Consider the following 18835-nt stretch of genomic DNA (forward strand, 5'->3'; position numbering starts at 1 on the left):
CGCCCATCGAGGGCTACAGCCACACCTCGGCGGCGATCAATTACTTCACCGTCAACGGCAATGGCGGTCCGAACATCGGACCTTACGGCGGCGGTGGCAAGCAGAACTGCTGCGTGAGCATGCCGCGTAAATGGCACCCCGGCCTGACGGTGGTGGTGGAGTGGGAGAAGGATCCCAATACCGGTGATTCAGTTAATTGGCCGAAACCACGCTACTCAGACGCATGGATTGAAGCAGCGAAAGTGCATCAATCCAAATACACCCACCATCGCGCCGTCGTTGAGGTGGCGCCCTATGACGAGCTAGGGGTCATCGACGTCCATTTTCTACCCTGCGATCAAGTCGCTGTTTCGGCAGTGGCAGTCACTCCCGGTCAAGCCGGTTATCCCTTCAGTTACCCCTCCAAAATGGAAGTGCCTTCCGTATGTCCAGCACCTTGAAATCAGGTTCACAACGCCCGACTCCGGCGTCTTTGACTCCGACGCCGCCCTTCAAAAAAGAAGGCTTGTTACCCCGTGACTCGGAAGACGTCGCTCGCCATTACCGCACGCAATTCAGGCCAAAACTGCTGGCGGGTTATGCGGCGGAAAAAGCCGCCAAAGCGTTGGGCCAGGTCTACGCGGGGCCGCCGTGCATCAATGTGCTGAACATCACCCTGTGTTTCGACGGCACCAACAACCATGAACCGTCAGACAGACTCGGCCAGCCACCCTCCACCACCAATGTGGCGAGGCTTTACCATGCCAGCGTCGGCGCCAATCAGGGCAACGGTCAGAGCCAAGCGAATAAAAACGGCTTTTACGCCTACTACATACAAGGGGTCGGCACTGAATTCAAAGAAATCGGAGAGTTCGAACCGCAAGTCACAGGGCTAATGAGCGCCGTGGGCGGTGAGAATCGAATTAACTGGGGGTTGACCCGCCTGCTGGATGCCTTGGGCCGAGCTTGCGGAGAACCACGCTTAAAACCTGAAGATGCCTACGAACTGGTTCAGCAGATGGGAACCTCGCTTACCGAAGACATGTTGGGCGCTGCGCTACTTACACGTGGAGACAGCCGTCGCCAGCAAGCGCTCCAAGGGCCTTTATTGGCGCTGCAAAAAAAGGTCGAATACGTGCATGCGCGCAAGACCATCCCGATCATCATTGGCATGCGTCTGTACGTGTATGGTTTTTCCCGCGGTGCCGCCGAGGCCCGAGCGTTTGCCACGTGGCTGGAAACCCTGACGAAAGTCGAGGTCGAGGGCGAAACCTGTTACCTGTTTGCAGGGTTACCGATCTGCATCGCATTCATGGGGCTTTTCGACACCGTAGCCTCATCCGGAGTGGCCTATGCGGCGCCCTTCGCCGACGGGCATATGGGATGGGCCGATGACACCATGCGCCTGCCAGATTCCGAGCAATTTCTTGAGCGCTGCGTGCATCTGGTGGCGGCGCATGAACAACGCAACTGCTTCCCGATGGACTCGATTCGGCGAAGAACCAACCCCGACGACCCGGATTGCCCGTCGACTTACCGCGCCGGAACCTTTGAATATATTTATCCCGGCGTGCACTCGGACGTGGGTGGAGGGTATCCATCAGGGGAGCAAGGTAAGGCATTGAAAGGCGGAAACCATGTGTTATCGCAGATACCGTTGCACCATATGTATGCCGAGGCCTATGCGGTCGGCGCGCCGTTACAGGCACCAAAGGATGCACTCGATATAGACCAGAAAGAGAAATGGCCTTGGTTGATTATGTCGGAAGAAACTGACATTGCCTTCGCAGTCTCCGAAACCCTCACCCACCGTTTCAACACCTGGCTCGACGCTCATGTAACCGGCCCACTGGAAGATGCCATGGAACACCAGGCCGCGTTGATCACCGCCTGGCGGATCAATCGGTATGCGTTCTTTTGCCTGAGAGATACCTCTGCTTATCAGCACGTGCAGGGCAAGGACATGACGCCGGCCGAAGCAAAGGCGCTTGGCTCGCTTCATGAACGACAGTTCGAAGAGAGCCTGGCGCAGCACAATGGAAAAGAACGACAGCCCCAATCAGAGGCGGCGCTGGCCGAACACAACAGCAATCTGGCGATCAAGCTGGCATACGAACAACGTGTGGGGGCGAAACACCCCATAGCCTTCAATACGCACAAAGGCTTTGAACCCACCCTCGACCAGAATCAACTGGAAATGGCGATGAGTGAGTTCCGCCGTGACTATATGACCAAGTGGGCATTTGCCGATTCCAACGAAAAAATGTCGGCCGGCACAGCTATCAATACGCTGCTGGGTGGGCTGGTCTATCTGATTAATGAACAGGACGAAGCGGAGGAATACGTCAAGTTGCGCTGGGCTGCCAACGCAGCCTTCCACCAGCTATACGCCCCCGGCAGTTTTGAACCCCTCAGTGATAAAGCCCGGACCCTTACCGAGTTTTTTGACGAGCAAGTCCACGACTCACGCGCCTGGTTCATGAATTCGCTGCTCAATGAGCGTGAAGTGTTCGGCGATTATTTCCGCTTCCGTGCGGTGTTTTTTGACGATCAGTCCAACAAGTCGTTGTCACTGCTGGCCAGGTCAGGGCAAGTGATTGGCGTCGGTATCGCCCTCGCCAGCGTCGGCTTGAGCATCAAGCGCAACGACCCTCGCTATTTGATCGGTTTGATAGTTCCGTCAGTGGGCATTCCAGCGTTTCGCGGCAAACTCAACCCCATGGACGGTCCGGAAATCCGAGCCTACGACCCCGTCACAAAAATCGACTTGCCAATGGAAGATAACGTTGGCGCCCTCAGAACGTTCACCAAAAACACCGGCGATGTGCTGAAGCTGCTCGATGCCCTGCCACTGCCGGTCGCTCTCAGCGAAGAAACCGCAAACACGCCGGGGCTGAAAACCCTCCTTAAAGCCCAAAAAGCGGCGAAGGTGGCAGAAATGGCCAAGGACCTGTTCGACAGTCTCCCCGCAGAGGCGAAATCCGGCTGGCTGGATCAGATCAAAGGCGTGGTGGGTGGTTGAACACCAGTCAACCAGAGCTGCCGAAGGCAGCCTATAGAGGTAGACCACACCGAAATTCTGTAGGACCGATTCATTCGGGAAGACGGCAATACGATCATCCGGATAAACCGTGCTGGCCCTTCCCGATGAATCGGTCCTACGGATTTGCAACCAAGCTCAGTGACTCAACGAGACGCCGCCCGAAACTCTTTGTCCGCCGCCGCAAAGCGCGTGAGCATGGCCGCCGACGGTGCCTTGCCCAGCAGACTAAAGATCACAATCGCCGCGCTGGCGAAGAGGAAGCCGGGAATAATTTCGTACAACCCCAACAGCGCAAAGTGCTTCCAGACAACTACGGTCAGGGTGCCGACCAGAACCCCGGCCAACGCACCGTCACGCGTCATCCCTTTCCACAGCACCGAGATCAGTACGACAGGGCCGAATGCAGCACCGAAGCCTGCCCACGCATAACTCACCAGACCCAGCACTCGGTTCTCGGGGTTCGATGCGATGGCAATGGCGATGATGGCAATCAACAGAACCATGCCGCGGCCAACCCACACCAACTCCGAGTCCGATGCGCGCTTGCGAAAGAAGGCTTTATAGAAATCCTCGGTCAGCGCACTGGAACACACCAGTAGCTGGCAGCTCAAGGTACTCATCACAGCGGCTAGAATCGCTGACAGCAGCACGCCAGCAATCCATGGATTGAACAGCAACTTCGCCAATTCGATGAATATACGCTCGTGGTTTTCGGTCACTGGCGCCGCAAATTCCGGGTGCGCCGAGAAGTAGGCGATACCGAAGAAACCCACCGCAACGGTGCCGCCCAGGCACAGAATCATCCAGGTCATGGAGATACGACGCGCCTTGGCAATCGATTTGACCGAATCCGCTGCCATGAAGCGTGCAAGGATGTGCGGTTGACCGAAGTAGCCCAACCCCCAGCCCATCAGCGAAATAATGCCGATAAACGAGGTGTTTTTGAGCATATCGAAGTGGGTGGGGTCCTTCGCTTCGATCGCCAGCAAGGTGGTATCGATGCCGCCAGTGGCCAGTAATACAATGATCGGCGTCAGGATCAGCGCAAAGATCATCAGCGTCGCTTGTACGGTATCGGTCCAGCTCACTGCGAGGAAACCACCGACGAAGGTGTAAGCAATCGTCGCAGCAGCACCCGCCCACAGCGCAGTTTCGTAGGACATGCCGAACGTGCTTTCAAACAGTCGGGCGCCGGCAACGATTCCCGATGCGCAGTAAATGGTGAAGAACACCAGAATTACCACGGCTGAAACAATTCTCAGCACCCCGCTTTTGTCTTCGAAGCGGCTGGTGAAGTAGTCCGGCAAGGTCAACGCATCGCCATTGTGTTCGGTTTGTACACGGAGGCGCCCGGCGACGAACAGCCAGTTCAGGTAGGCGCCCACGACCAGGCCGATGGCGATCCAGCTTTCGGATAGACCCGACATGTAGATAGCGCCCGGCAGGCCCATCAACAGCCAGCCACTCATGTCCGACGCACCGGCCGACAGGGCCGTGACGACTGAACCGAGGCTGCGACCGCCGAGAATATAATCTGAAAGGTTATTGGTTGAGCGGTAGGCCATGAGGCCGATAAGAACCATTGCTGCGATATAGATCACAAAGGTGATCAAGGTAGGATTGCTGACAGTCATAGAGGTGCGCCCTGGCATTATTATTTGCACGGCTATCAACCTTTGCGCAGCGATGGGGCTGCTCCGCGAAGATGAATAACCAGCCGTGCGCTTGACTGAAGTTTCCCCAGGAAAAACATCAGTTGATGACCCCAAAATGAACAGGCGTCACCTTGGGGCGAGAATCCTAGTCAACAACGCAAACGAGGTGCAACCTCTTTTTCCCTTGCAGTTGCACCTGCCCGCGTTTTTTCGTGACAGTATGTTTTTTGCTTCTTTTCGGAGCAAAGGCCCGGGTTTACTGATAAAAAAGCACCAGCGTTGCGCACCCTTAAGGTCGTTGCCCTACGGATAACGGGCTGAAAAAATATTTCCTTCAAATCGGGTTGCACTAGGTTGCACCCGTGGAATTTCGGGACTAATCTGAACGTCGGCCAAGCCACACCGGTGGCAACGACGAGGATGAGAAATGGCTACAACCACCCTGGGCGTCAAGCTTGACGATGCCACCCGTGAACGCTTGAAAATGGCCGCACACTCCATTGACCGCACGCCCCATTGGCTCATCAAACAGGCGATTTTCAACTATCTCGAGAAACTCGAGGGCGGCGCAACGCTGATGGAACTCAACGGCGTCGTTGGAAAAGAACCCGACGAACTGGTCGACCTGCAGGCCGACGTCGCGCACCAGTGCTTCCTTGAATTCGCCGAAAGCATTTTGCCGCAGTCGGTTTTGCGCGCCGCGATCACTTCGGCATATCGCCGCCCCGAGCCAGAAGTGGTTCCGATGCTGCTGGAGCAGGCACGGCTGCCTGCGAGCATGGCTGAAGCGACGCAAAAACTCGCCTCAAGCATCGCCGAAAAACTGCGCAACCAGAAAAGCGCAACCGGCCGTGCGGGTATCGTGCAGGGCTTGCTGCAAGAGTTTTCCTTGTCATCGCAAGAAGGCGTGGCGTTGATGTGCCTGGCCGAGGCGCTGCTGCGTATTCCGGACAAGGGCACCCGCGATGCGCTCATTCGCGACAAAATCAGCACCGGTAACTGGCACCCGCATTTGGGTAATAGCCCGTCGCTGTTCGTCAACGCTGCGACGTGGGGTCTGTTGCTGACCGGAAAACTGGTCGCCACCCATAATGAAGCCGGCCTGACTTCGTCCCTGAGCCGCATCATCGGCAAAAGCGGCGAACCCATGATCCGCAAAGGCGTGGACATGGCCATGCGCCTGATGGGCGAACAGTTCGTCACTGGCGAAACCATTGCCGAGGCCTTGGCCAACGCCAGTAAATTCGAAGCCAAGGGCTTTCGCTACTCGTATGACATGCTGGGTGAAGCGGCATTGACCGAGCACGACGCACAAAAGTACCTCGCCTCGTACGAGCAGGCGATTCACTCCATCGGCAAAGCATCCCATGGTCGTGGCATTTACGAAGGCCCGGGCATCTCCATCAAGCTTTCTGCATTGCACCCTCGTTATAGCCGCGCACAATACGAGCGCGTGATGGATGAGTTGTACCCCCGGCTGTTATCGCTGACCCTCCTGGCCAAGCAATACGACATCGGCCTGAACATCGACGCCGAAGAAGCTGATCGCCTGGAACTGTCGTTGGACCTGTTGGAACGCCTGTGCTTCGAGCCGCAACTGACAGGCTGGAACGGGATTGGCTTCGTGATTCAGGCGTATCAAAAGCGGTGCCCGTATGTCATCGACTACGTCATCGACCTTGCCCGTCGTAGCCGTCATCGCCTGATGATTCGCCTGGTCAAGGGCGCGTACTGGGACAGCGAAATCAAGCGCGCTCAAGTGGACGGCCTGGAAGGCTATCCGGTGTATACCCGCAAGGTTTACACCGACGTTTCCTACATTGCATGCGCAAGAAAACTGCTGTCGGTACCGGAAGTCATTTATCCGCAGTTCGCTACTCACAATGCCCACACACTGGCCGCCATTTATCATATCGCCGGCCAGAACTACTACCCCGGCCAGTATGAGTTCCAATGCCTGCACGGCATGGGCGAACCGCTGTATGAGCAGGTTGTAGGCTCCGTGGCCGACGGCAAGCTGAACCGACCGTGCCGCGTCTACGCTCCGGTCGGCACCCATGAAACGTTGCTGGCGTATCTGGTGCGTCGCTTGCTGGAAAACGGCGCCAACACTTCATTCGTCAATCGCATCGCCGACCAATCCATTTCCATACAGGAATTGGTGGCCGATCCAGTGAACAGCATCGAGCAAATGGCTACGCAGGAAGGCGGCTTCGGCTTGCCACACCCGCGCATCCCTCTGCCGCGCGACCTGTACGGGCCAGAGCGCGCCAACTCCAGCGGCATCGACCTGGCCAACGAACATCGTCTGGGCTCGCTGTCTTCAGCGTTACTGGCTACCGCCCACAACGATTGGAAAGCCGGACCAATGCTGGGCAGCACCGCCAGTATCGGTACGTTTGCGCCGGTGCTTAACCCATCGGACCTGCGGGACGTAGTGGGCCACGTGCAGGAAGCCACGCTGGAGGACGTCGACAATGCCATTCAGTGCGCCTTGAATGCCGCGCCGATCTGGCAAGCGACACCGCCTGCCGAGCGCGCAGCGATCCTTGAACGCGCTGCCGATTTGATGGAGGGCGACATTCAGCCACTGATGGGGTTGCTGGCCCGTGAGGCTGGCAAGACGTTCGCCAATGCCATCTCCGAAGTTCGTGAAGCCGTCGATTTCCTGCGCTATTACGCAGTGCAGGCCCGCAACGACTTTACCAACGACGCGCACCGCCCCCTGGGTCCGGTGGTGTGCATCAGTCCCTGGAACTTCCCATTGGCTATTTTCACCGGCCAGGTCGCCGCAGCGTTGGCCGCAGGCAACCCGGTGCTGGCCAAACCAGCCGAGCAAACACCACTCATAGCTGCGCAAGCTGTTCGTCTACTGCTTGAGGCAGGTATTCCAGAAGGTGTTGTACAGCTGCTTCCCGGGCGCGGCGAAACAGTCGGCGCACGCTTGGTAGGCGATGACCGAATCAAAGGCGTGATGTTCACGGGCTCGACGGAAGTGGCTCGCCTGCTGCAGCGCAATATCGCCGGCCGTCTGGATGCCCAAGGACGACCGATTCCGCTGATCGCTGAAACAGGTGGCCAGAACGCAATGATCGTCGACTCTTCGGCCCTCACCGAACAAGTCGTCACCGACGTTGTATCGTCGGCGTTTGACAGCGCCGGTCAACGTTGCTCGGCATTGCGCGTACTGTGCCTGCAGGAAGATTCGGCTGATCGTGTGATTGAAATGCTCAAAGGTGCCATGGCCGAATGCCGTCTCGGTAATCCCGAGCGCCTGTCCGTGGACATTGGCCCAGTCATCGACGCTGAGGCCAAGGCTGGCATCGAGAAACATATCCAGGCCATGCGCGACAAGGGCCGCAACGTTTATCAGATGGCAATTGCCGACGCTGATGAAGTAAAGCGCGGCACCTACGTCACGCCGACCCTGATCGAGCTGGAAAGCTTCGACGAATTGCAGCGCGAGATCTTTGGCCCGGTACTGCACGTGGTTCGCTACAAGCGCAAAGAACTGGACCTGCTGGTCGGTCAAATCAATGCTTGCGGCTATGGCTTAACCTTGGGCGTGCACACTCGAATCGACGAAACCATCGCGAAAGTGATTGATAACGTCAATGCGGGCAACGTTTACGTCAACCGCAACATTGTCGGCGCAGTGGTCGGCGTTCAACCTTTCGGCGGCGAAGGTTTGTCCGGCACCGGCCCGAAAGCCGGTGGTCCTTTGTACCTGTATCGCTTGCTGTCGACCCGGCCGGTGGATGCTATCGAGCAATCATTCGCCCGAGGCGACGCACTGCTGGCGCCGAACACCCAGATGCGCGACGCCATGAGCAAACCGCTCAAGGCCCTGCAAACCTGGGCAGCAGATCACCAGCACGATGCACTCGGCGCAGTGTGCGGTCAGTTCGCAGACCAATCGCAAAGCGGCATCACCCGCGTACTGGCCGGCCCTACAGGAGAACGCAACAGCTACAGCCTTCTGCCACGGGAGCACCTACTGTGCTTGGCCGAAAACGAAGCTGACCTGTTGACGCAATTGGCAGCCGTATTGGCCGTCGGTAGTACGGCGGTTTGGCCCGATAGCGAAATCGGCAAAACGCTGAGCGCTCGCTTACCTAAAGAAGTGCAGGCGCGCATTCAACACGTGGCGGATTGGCACAAGGACGAAGTGGTCATTGGTGCGGTTCTGCACCATGGCGATTCGGACCAGCTCCAGGCCATCTGCCAACAGATAGCCAAGCGTGAGGGTGCGATTGTAGGGGTCCACGGACTGTCCCATGGCGAAACCAATATCGCCCTGGAGCGCTTGGTCATTGAGCGAGCATTGAGCGTCAACACGGCGGCGGCCGGGGGGAATGCCAGCTTGATGACGATTGGCTAATCGGCAGAATGCCGCCGTTAAAAAGGGAGCTTAGGCTCCCTTTTTTCTTGGCTTTGTTCAGGGTACTGTCCCCTCCTGAACAAGGTTTACATCTTCTACCTCTCCATCACGCACATCAATCTTAGTGTTCAGCGGCTCACCTCCCCACCTAGACTTCGGCCATTCCAAAAAGGTATGCCGCCATGTCCGAGATGCTACTCAGTTCCCGTAACCTGGCCTTCGAATTATATGAAGTGCTGGACGCCGAAGCCCTGACCCAGCGCGAGCGTTTCGCTGAGCATAATCGCGAAACCTTTGATGCCGCGATCGGAACGGCTCGGACCATCGCCGAAAAGTTTTTTGCCCCGCATAACCGCAAGGGCGACGAAAACGAGCCGCGCTACGAAAACGGCGAAGCCGTATTGATTCCCGAAGTTAAACCGGCCGTTGACGCCTTTCTTCAAGCCGGTTTTCTGAACGCAGCGCGTAGTTTTGAAGCGGGCGGCATGCAGCTACCAACTCTGTTATCACAGGCCTGTTTTGCCCACTTTCAATCGGCAAACGCCGCATCAACGTCGTACCCATTCCTGACCATGGGCGCGGCCAACCTGATTGAAAGCTTCGGTGACGAGGAGCAGAAGCAACGCTATCTGCAACCGATGATCGATGGTCGTTTTTTCGGCACCATGGCCTTGACTGAACCGCACGCCGGCTCGTCCCTGTCAGACATTCGTACCCGGGCGGAACTGGCGGCAGACGGTACGTATCGCCTGCGCGGCAACAAGATTTTTATTTCGGGCGGTGACCATCCGCTGTCTGAAAATATCGTGCACATGGTCTTGGCAAAGCTGCCGGATGCGCCTTCTGGGGTGAAGGGTATTTCTCTATTCATCGTGCCTAAATTCCTGGTCAACGATGACGGCACCCTGGGCAAGCGCAACGACGTGTTGCTAGCGGGGCTGTTTCACAAGATGGGCTGGCGAGGGACAACATCAACGGCGCTAAACTTTGGCGACAACGGCGAGTGCATCGGCCACTTGGTGGGGAAACCGCATCAGGGCCTGACGTATATGTTCCAGATGATGAACGAGGCACGAATCGGCGTTGGCATGGGCGCTGTCATGCTCGGTTACGCCGGTTATCTGTATTCCCTGGAGTATGCCCGCGAACGCCCGCAAGGCCGTCTTCCGGACAGCAAAAACCCGGACACTGCGCCGGTTTCGATCATCCAGCATGCCGACGTCAAGCGCATGCTATTGACCCAAAAAGCGTATGTAGAAGGTGCGTTTGATCTTGGCCTCTACGCCGCACGCTTGTTTGATGACACCACGACTGGCGAAACCGAAGTGGTTCGAAAACAAGCCCATGAGCTGCTGGACTTACTGACCCCCATCGTAAAATCATGGCCGTCTGAGTTTTGCCTCAAGGCCAACGAACTAGCGATCCAGATTCTCGGCGGCCACGGTTATACCCGTGAATACCCAGTAGAGCAGTACTACCGCGACAACCGCTTGAATCCAATTCATGAAGGCACCCATGGTATTCAGTCATTGGACTTGCTGGGCCGCAAGCTCGCGCAAAACGGCGGCGCCGGGCTCAAACAACTGATCATGCTGATTGCTGATACAGCTGCTCGCGCCCAAGCTTATGAAGGCTTAACAGCCCTACGCCAGCCGCTGGAGCAATTGGTTGCGCGACTGCAAGCAGTAACAATCGGTTTGCTGACCGATCTGGGGCAAGGCAAGATCAACAGCAGCCTGGCCAACTCCGCGCTTTATTTGAAAGTCTTCGGTCACACAGTAATCGGCTGGCGTTGGCTGGAACAGGCGATCCGGGCCGAGGAAGGTTTAGCCAAGGGCAATCAGCCCGACGTCAATTTTTACAAGGGCAAGCTGCAAGCCGCCCGGTACTTCCTGACATGGGAAGTACCGGGCTGCCATCATGAACTAGCGATTCTGGAAGCACGGGACGACACCTGCCTGGCGATGCAAGACAGCTGGTTTTAGCCCGCCAAGGTGTAAAGAAAGCTCAAGCGTGGTGGCTATCTACCATTCATTGGCACTGCCCGCGACGATCGGCGCTTTGCGCTTGAACGGGAAGTAGAAATCCCGCGCCGCCTCCATCCGTTCGGTGTAGGCGGTGGCATTAATTACATCTGGCTTGAGGCTGCGCGCCAACAGATCAAAGTAATCGGGGCGCAGTTTCCTGATGACATCAGAGAATACGCTTGGCCCTGTCAATTCAAAAATCTTGATCATATAAGTGGCCATTACCGCCTTCGACGCCACGCGCAGCTGTTCTGTTGACGTGTCGATACGAGGACGCGGCGTTGTAAAAAACACGGGGTCTTCGTTCACGTAGCGCGCATGCATTTCCCGCAACAATTCTTTCAACACAGGGTTGCGGGGGTGACTGGCGAAATGGCTGGTGTTGGGGCCGACATAGTTAAACGACGGCGCGCTGACTTCATTCCCCATCAGCACGTCGCAGGGCCCAGCGTCCAAACTGACCTCTTTAAAAGAACCCAAGATGATGTCGTCACAGTCCATGTATATCCCCCCGTATTCATAGATCAGCCGATAGCGAAGCACATCGGAAGCCGCCGCAAGGTTTTGATAATCGCCATAGCGGAAGTAACTGAACAGGGGGGCGATTTCACTTTTCAAAAACCCTGAATAAAAAGCCTCATCTTTCAACCGTGAGATATGGACATTGGGGTGATTGACGAAACGCGACGACAGATCGTGAAACGCCAGTTCGTTATCTATATCAATATGGAGGGTAAACACCAGATCCGGACTTCGGGACGCATTCCTCGAAAGGTTCGTCAATAGTTGTTCACCGGGTATCCGATTTCCCATCCAGATGTAGTGAACTTCACGCGGAACAGGTGTGGCATTAGCAGGAAGCTCCGGCAACCGCGGAAACTTATATATCTGGTATTTCTTACTTTGAGGGATTTTGCTCGTGAGTTTTTTATAGGCTGCTGCGTCTGCACTTCGCCATTCGCCCGCCTCGCTCCTCCATACGTATTCGCCGCTACTGAGTGTCCAGCCCGGCAACTGCGGATCGGCGTCGTAGTAAACTCGAGTCCTTTTACCGTCCAGAGGGATGAAATACCTATTCTCTGCACTTTCAACCCCATCCATGGGGATTTCTATTTGAATCTTGGGAATGTCCGGTTGAATTACAACAGGCGCGTCCGGCAGTGGCTGGGGCGATGCAACACCGATATCAATGGGGGTTATTGATGAACCATCAAAACTCTCACCGCCGCGCAACCCCGGCTTCAAATCCAAGTCCCATCGTCCAAGCCCCAGCTCTTTGACGAACGGACCGGTGGGACCTTCGCCATAGGCTGGAATGATACGAAACTGGCTAGCTGCATCAACCCACTCGACCCGATACACCCTGGAGTGCAAGCGGATGAAATACTCGGTTGCGTTAGTCTGATAATTGAAACGCTGGTACGCCTCGTTAGCACCGTTAACGGATGACCATGCGCCTTCGTTCAGCGCCTCCGGGTATTCAAGTGCCTTAAGCCTGGTTCGCATGAGCGGACGCAACGAGCGCAGACCTTCAGGTTCAATACCGAAGCCCCGCTCAGTATCGTCAATTGCTTTATGCCTGGCCTGCTCGGCGAGTCGGGCCTGCTCTTCTTCTGCGGCCCGGCTTTCAGAGGTTGCCAGCGCATCAGCGTCGACGTCTATCTCATCCCCCCATCTGGAATCTTCAACGGCCTCCCTGGCAACTCGGCCAGCCTCGACAGCACCCACGACACCCTCTGCAATAATCGGCAAAGCGTTCAATACGCCAAACCGGATGTGCTCAAGCCCCTGCTCTTTTTGGGCCTTATCTCGCCCCTCTACCGTCTCGTCTACGCCTAAACCTACTAACGCAATCGACAGGGCAGCGAGCAAAGGTGTTACTTCAGGCGCCACCATTACCACGGCGCCTAAAACCAGAATCGCATCCGTCACGCCTTGGCCCGCTGCGGCTTTCCAATAATCACTTTGGCTATGTATCGCTTGCACGGCGTCGGAGTCCAAACGGTCCTTGAGATTTTGTCGGAAATGCGAAAAGGGCCACTCTTCGATAGCGGGACCAAACCTTATGGTGGAGCGTGGAGGCCAATAACCCGTCGCTTGATTCAGGAACTTCGGGTAAACAGCGATACCCGCCAGCGCTGCATGCAGGCCGCTTAAAAAAGGACCATCGCCGTCATCTTCCATCCTGAAGTGGCTTTCCAGCGCTTTCCTTCTTCTCGGGTCCCGGCACTGCTGGCCCAACCATTCGATAGCCAATTGCTCGGAATCAAAACCGTGCAAAGGAGACGAATTACCCGGGATGTAAATAACGATCCGGCCCGTCAGTTCGTTTTTGATAGCGATGATGTCGGTGGCGGTATAACGGTAAACAATCAGTTCTCGAAACGTTGTAAAACTTGAAAGCGGCGCATTTACGAAATGCTCCCACGTCAGGGTTTCCCATGGCTGGCCTGCATCCAATCCCAAAGCCCTCAATAAAAAGCCTTTGTCTTCAACCGTCAACGCCCCCGCTGCCGCCTGCGTATAAACGGCCTTTAATAACGAACCCTTGATAAGCAAGTGATAATGGGACCCATGCTCTGTCCAGAACTGCGCAAGGCGTTTTTTATAATGGGCCTGGAGATTGCAATCCCATACGTACTGTTTGAACTCATCGGCACGGATAGGGAGGTGCGTGGAAACGTCATACCGCTGCGGGGTAGTTTTGCGGTAAACAGCCTCGTAGGCCACGCTGTTCCACAGCGCAAGCGGATGCTGCACGAGATTGACCGCGTATCCGCCCGGACGATAGCCTTCAAGCCTGCCGAGGTGCTCAAACAAATCGCCGCTGCCGTTCTGCTGCCAGTTTCGTAGCATGGCTTCGGTGAGCGTCATGGCAAAAGCAACGCTGGCGTTAAACGGCGCCTGGCGACCTGCTGTTTCGATGTAAAGCGTGGCAATGACCATTTCGTCGGGATCGAGAAGAATGTCCCATTTTCGTTGCGTGTACGTACGGACTGTCTCCTTCGCGTACTCCTCTGGGGATTCATATTTGATGCACAAGCTTTTGAAAAACTCGTCAGCGAGGGGATCCGCTGCGTTTACTTCGTACATGGCTAGACGTCCTGTCGGCAATTGAGCCGCAACCGTACCGGAGGGTCTGCCCGGCCATGAGGTAAATAGTTATGCCTCATGATTCAGCACGCGAGCTGCCCCTTGCAGCGGCCGATACATAAAAGATAAACACACAAAGCTTTGACAGCCATCCAATTCAACAGGTTAGAATCCCTTGGCACGCGGACTGCATGGTCGGTTCGCGCCCGCTTTCTCAAATTGGATTTGGAGTAACGCCCTTGGATGCAACAACCATCAACAGCCTGTTCTTGATCGGCGCGTTGCTGGTGAGTGCAAGTATCCTGGTCAGCTCGCTCTCGTCGCGGCTTGGCATTCCTATCTTGGTGATCATCCTCGCCGTCGGTATGACGGCAGGCGTTGATGGCGCCGGTATCATTTTCGACAACTACCCCACGGCTTACCTGGTCGGCAACCTCGCCCTTGCGGTGATCCTGCTCGACGGTGGCTTACGCACCCGCGTTGCCAGTTTCCGAGTGGCGTTATGGCCCGCGCTGTCGCTAGCTACGGTGGGCGTACTGATCACCACCGGGCTGACCGGGATGGTCGCTGCATGGTTGTTCAATCTGAATTTGATTCAAGGTCTGCTGATTGGGGCGATTGTCGGTTCCACCGATGCCGCGGCGGTGTTCTCATTGCTGGGCGGCAAGGGTCTGAACGAACGAGTAACCGCCAGCCTGGAAATCGAATCCGGTAGCAACGACCCCATGGCGGTGTTTCTCACCGTGACCTTGATTGACATGCTGCACAGCGGCGAAACCGGTCTGCATTGGGGCCTGCTGGGGCATTTGATTCAAGAGTTCGGCACCGGCGCAATCATCGGTTTGGGTGGCGGCTGGGTCATGCTGCAATTGGTCAACCGAATCAATCTGGCGACCGGTCTGTACTCTATTTTGGTGGTTGCGGGCGGCCTGGCGGTTTTTGCATTTACCAACGCCATTCATGGCAGCGGATTTCTCGCGGTTTACCTGTGCGGCCTGGTGCTAGGCAATCGGCCCATTCGCAGTCGTCACGGAATTCTGCACATGCTTGACGGCATGGCATGGCTGGCACAAATCGGAATGTTTTTGGTGCTGGGTCTGTTGGTCACGCCCCACGATTTGCTGCCCATTGCGCTGCCTGCCCTAGGCCTGGCCCTGTGGATGATTCTGTTCGCCCGTCCGCTGTCGGTGTTCGTCGGCCTCCTGCCCTTCAAAGCGTTCCATGATCGAGAAAAAGCCTTTATCGCCTGGGTCGGTCTGCGCGGTGCGGTACCGATCATTCTTGCAGTGTTTCCGCTCATGGCCGGGTTGCCCCACGCCCAGCTGTATTTCAACCTGGCGTTCTTTATCGTGCTGGTATCGCTGCTGGTCCAGGGCACAAGCCTGCCCTGGATGGCCAAGCTGCTGAAAGTGACGGTACCGCCAGAGCCCGCGCCAATTTCCCGGTCCGCGCTGGAGGTGCATGTCACCAGTGAGTGGGAGTTGTTCGTTTACCGCCTGGGCGCTGAGAAATGGTGCATCGGTGCGGCGTTGCGCGAGCTGAAAATGCCTGAAGGCACCCGGATCGCGGCGCTGTTTCGTGGTCAGCAACTGCTCCATCCGTCGGGTAGTACGACCCTGGAGGTGGACGATTTGCTCTGCGTCATCGGCCATGAACACAACTTATCGGCCTTGGGCAAGTTGTTCAGCCAGGCGCCTCAACGGGGCCTTGATTTGCGTTTCTTCGGCGACTTTGTGCTGGAGGGAGACGCTCAGCTGGGGGCTATCGCGGCATTGTACGGTTTGAAACTTGACGGCCTGAATCCGAATATTCCCCTCAGCCAATTCATTATTCAGAAGAATCGCGGCGAACCGGTAGTCGGTGACCAGATCGAGTGGAATGGGACGATTTGGACTGTTGCTGTCATGGATGGCAACAAGATACTCAAAGTCGGTGTCAAATTTCCCGAAGGGAGCCGCCCAAGTCCCGGGTTGTTCCTTTAAACTTGCCTTTCTCTTTGTTCAGCTCGACCGGTATTTATGCTTACCTTGCGATCCTTTTTTGTTGCTGCCCTGCTTGGGCTCTGCCTATCCATCACCTCCATTCAGGCTGCCGAACCACCTACCAGCAGCGCCGTGCAGGAAAGCCTGGCAAAAATTGCCGAGCGCAAACTGCCGGACGCCGATCAAAAAGCCCTGCAGGCGGTTCTGCAACAAACCCTCGTGTTCATCACGAGCAAAGAGGACGGCGAAAAACGCCTGGCCGAGCTGAAACAGCAACTGGCCCAGGCTCCGCGTCAAACCGTTGATAACCAGCGCGAACTGGCGCGACTGAAAGCCACCAGGGTGATCCCGATTGCGCAGCGTTTCGCCAATCTCGACGTCGCCCAGCTGGAACAGGTGCTGACCGATCGCAGCACCCAGCTAAGCGACCTGCAGAAAGCGTTGAATGATGCCAACAGCCTGACCATCACGGCCCAGACCCGGCCGGAACGGGCTCAGGCGGAAATCAGCGCCAATCAAACCCGCACCCAGCAGATCAACAACCTGTTGAAAGCGGGCAAAGACAGCGGCAAAAACCTTAGTCCAGACCAGCGTGACCAACTCAATGCAGAACTGGCCGCCCTTAACACGATGACGCTGCTGCGCCGTCAAGAACTGGCAGGCAACAGCCAACTGCAGGATCTGGGCAACAGCCAGCACGACTTGCTGACTGAAAAAGTTGCTCGGCAGGAGCAGGATATCCAGGACCTGCAAACCCTGATCAATGATAAACGTCGCGCTCAATCGCAACAGACCGTTACGCAGCTGTCCCTTGAGGCCCAGAAAGCCGGCGGCAGTAGCCTGCTGGCCTCAGAAAGCGCGGCAAATCTCAAGCTGTCCGATTACCTGTTGCGCGGCACTGACCGGCTCAATGAACTGACCCAACAGAATCTCAAGACCAAGCAGCAGTTGGACAGCCTGACCCAAAGCGATCAGGCCCTTGACGAACAGATCAACGTCCTTCGCGGCAGCCTCTTATTGTCGAAAATTCTCTATAAGCAAAAGCAGGCGTTGCCGTTGCTGGAGCTCGACAGAGGGCTGGCCGACGAAATCGCTGACATTCGTTTGTATCAGTTCGAGGTCAATCAACAACGCGAAGCCATGAGTACGCCCGGCGCCTACGTTGATAAACTGCTTGCGACCCAACCGCCCGAAGACGTGACCCCGGCGCTACGCAAAACCCTGCTGGACCTGGCCGTTACCCGCACCGATCTGCTGGAACGCTTGAACCGTGAATTAAGTTCGCTGCTTAACGAATCCATCACCTTGCAGCTCAACCAGAAGCAATTGGTTGGCACTGCCATCGGCCTGCGTTCTACCCTTGATGAGCAGATGTTCTGGATCCCCAGCAATAAACCACTGGACCTGGAATGGATTGAAGGCATCCCGCCGCGCCTGAGCAAGCAAGTTTCCACGCTGCCTTGGTCTTCCAGCGTCAGCGAGTTGACCGATGGCCTGACCCAGCGTCCTCTCTTGTTTTTGCCACTGTTGCTGCTGATCGGTGCCTTGGTCTGGAAACGTAAGGCCCTGTACAACAAGCTTGGCGAGCTGCATGCGGACGTCGGCCATTTCAAGCGCGACAACCAATGGAACACCCCGCTGGCCATTTTGATCAACATTTTGTTGGCGGTGCCGGTGGCACTGGGCCTGGCGTTATGTGGTTATGCCTTACAGATTGACGCACGCGGCCAGAACACCAACCTCGGCTCCGCATTGCTGCAAATGGCACTGGCTTGGCTGATATTTTATACCGCCTACCGAGTCCTGGCGCCGAACGGCGTGGCACAACTGCATTTCCGCTGGGAAAAACCCCAGGTTGAATTCCTTCAGGGCTGGATTCGTCGCTTGGGTCTGGTGGTGCTGGCCTTGGTTACCGTGGTGGCGGTGGCCGAACACCAGCCCGCCGCACTGGCGGACGACGTGCTGGGTATCGCCGTGGTCTTGGCCTGTTATGCACTGATGACCTTGCTGTTGAGCCGCTTGCTGGTGCGCAGTCCCAATCATCAAAGTGCCTCACTGTTTCGCAAAGCCGTGGGCGCGCTGTTTACCGCCATGCCCATCGCACTGTTCCTTGCGGTGTGCTTCGGTTACTACTACACCGCGCTGAAACTCAGCGATCGATTGATCGACACCCTGTATCTGCTGATGTTTTGGCTGGTGATTGAAGCCGCCTTCGTTCGCGGGCTGAGCGTTGCCGCGCGGCGGCTGGCCTACCAGCGCGCCCAAGCCAAACGCCAGGCAGCCAAGGAAAACGGAGACAGCGAAACCATTGAAGAGCCAACGCTGGACATCGAACAGGTCAATGATCAGTCGTTACGACTGATTCGTCTGGCGTTGCTGGCCGGTTTTATCGCCGCGTTGTATTGGGTCTGGTCGGACCTGATCAGCGTGTTCTCCTACCTGGATAACATTACGCTCTATGAATACACCAGCGGCACGGGTGCCACCATGAGCATGGTGCCAATCAGCCTCGGCGACTTGATCGGGGCGGTGATCATCATCGGCACCACCGTGGTGTTGGCCGGCAACTTGCCGGGCCTGCTGGAAGTGTTGGTGCTGTCGCGATTGAACCTTGCCCAAGGCAGCGCTTACGCCACGACTACATTGCTGTCGTACACGATTGCGGGCGTGGGCTT

The 18835-nt window shown here is 56.5% G+C and carries 8 protein-coding genes; 6 read left to right on the forward strand and 2 right to left on the reverse strand.

Features of this window, described 5'->3' with window-relative positions; all coding sequences use genetic code 11:
• Positions 1-440, forward strand: a 440-nt coding sequence (locus JWR17_RS16550) for a DUF3304 domain-containing protein (RefSeq protein ID WP_299833016.1), incomplete at its 5' end; no start/stop codon positions are given.
• Positions 425-3001, forward strand: coding sequence for a DUF2235 domain-containing protein (locus JWR17_RS16555; protein WP_299833017.1), 2577 nt, complete (start codon positions 425-427; stop codon positions 2999-3001). The genes JWR17_RS16550 and JWR17_RS16555, both read left to right, overlap by 16 nt.
• Positions 3002-3165: 164 nt before the next feature.
• Here the strand turns inward: JWR17_RS16555 and putP are convergent, their stop codons facing one another.
• On the reverse strand, positions 3166-4656 hold the full coding sequence (gene putP / locus JWR17_RS16560; RefSeq protein ID WP_299833018.1) for a sodium/proline symporter PutP: 1491 nt from the start codon (positions 4654-4656) through the stop codon (positions 3166-3168).
• Positions 4657-5104: 448 nt separating this feature from the next.
• Here putP and putA point away from each other — a divergent pair, with 448 nt between their 5' ends.
• Both putA and JWR17_RS16570 read left to right on the forward strand, forming a co-directional pair.
• On the forward strand, positions 5105-9058 hold the full coding sequence (gene putA, locus JWR17_RS16565; RefSeq protein ID WP_299833019.1) for a trifunctional transcriptional regulator/proline dehydrogenase/L-glutamate gamma-semialdehyde dehydrogenase: 3954 nt from the start codon (positions 5105-5107) through the stop codon (positions 9056-9058).
• Positions 9059-9240: 182 nt separating this feature from the next.
• Positions 9241-11043, forward strand: coding sequence for an acyl-CoA dehydrogenase (locus JWR17_RS16570; RefSeq protein WP_299833020.1), 1803 nt, complete (start codon positions 9241-9243; stop codon positions 11041-11043).
• Between the two features lie 39 nt (positions 11044-11082).
• On the opposite strand, the gene JWR17_RS16575 is transcribed toward JWR17_RS16570, so the two are convergent.
• Positions 11083-14178 (reverse strand): DUF6543 domain-containing protein, encoded by a 3096-nt coding sequence (locus tag JWR17_RS16575; RefSeq protein ID WP_299833021.1) that lies wholly within the window; start codon positions 14176-14178, stop codon positions 11083-11085.
• Between the two features lie 239 nt (positions 14179-14417).
• Here JWR17_RS16575 and JWR17_RS16580 point away from each other — a divergent pair, with 239 nt between their 5' ends.
• Entirely contained in the window at positions 14418-16160 is a 1743-nt protein-coding gene (locus JWR17_RS16580; RefSeq protein ID WP_299833022.1) for a potassium/proton antiporter, read from the forward strand.
• 36 nt (positions 16161-16196) lie between these two features.
• Positions 16197-18835, forward strand: a 2639-nt coding sequence (mscK, locus tag JWR17_RS16585) for a mechanosensitive channel MscK (RefSeq protein WP_299833023.1), incomplete at its 3' end; no start/stop codon positions are given.

The organism is Pseudomonas sp., assembly GCF_028293835.1.
In the GTDB taxonomy this organism is placed as follows: Bacteria; Pseudomonadota; Gammaproteobacteria; order Pseudomonadales; family Pseudomonadaceae; genus Aquipseudomonas.

Coding starts and splice junctions, on each gene's coding strand:
- JWR17_RS16555 (WP_299833017.1), top strand. CDS start 425: ATGTCCAGCACCTTGAAATCAGGTTCACAACGCCCGACTCCGGCGTCT.
- putP (WP_299833018.1), bottom strand. CDS start 4,656: ATGACTGTCAGCAATCCTACCTTGATCACCTTTGTGATCTATATCGCA.
- putA (WP_299833019.1), top strand. CDS start 5,105: ATGGCTACAACCACCCTGGGCGTCAAGCTTGACGATGCCACCCGTGAA.
- JWR17_RS16570 (WP_299833020.1), top strand. CDS start 9,241: ATGTCCGAGATGCTACTCAGTTCCCGTAACCTGGCCTTCGAATTATAT.
- JWR17_RS16575 (WP_299833021.1), bottom strand. CDS start 14,178: ATGTACGAAGTAAACGCAGCGGATCCCCTCGCTGACGAGTTTTTCAAA.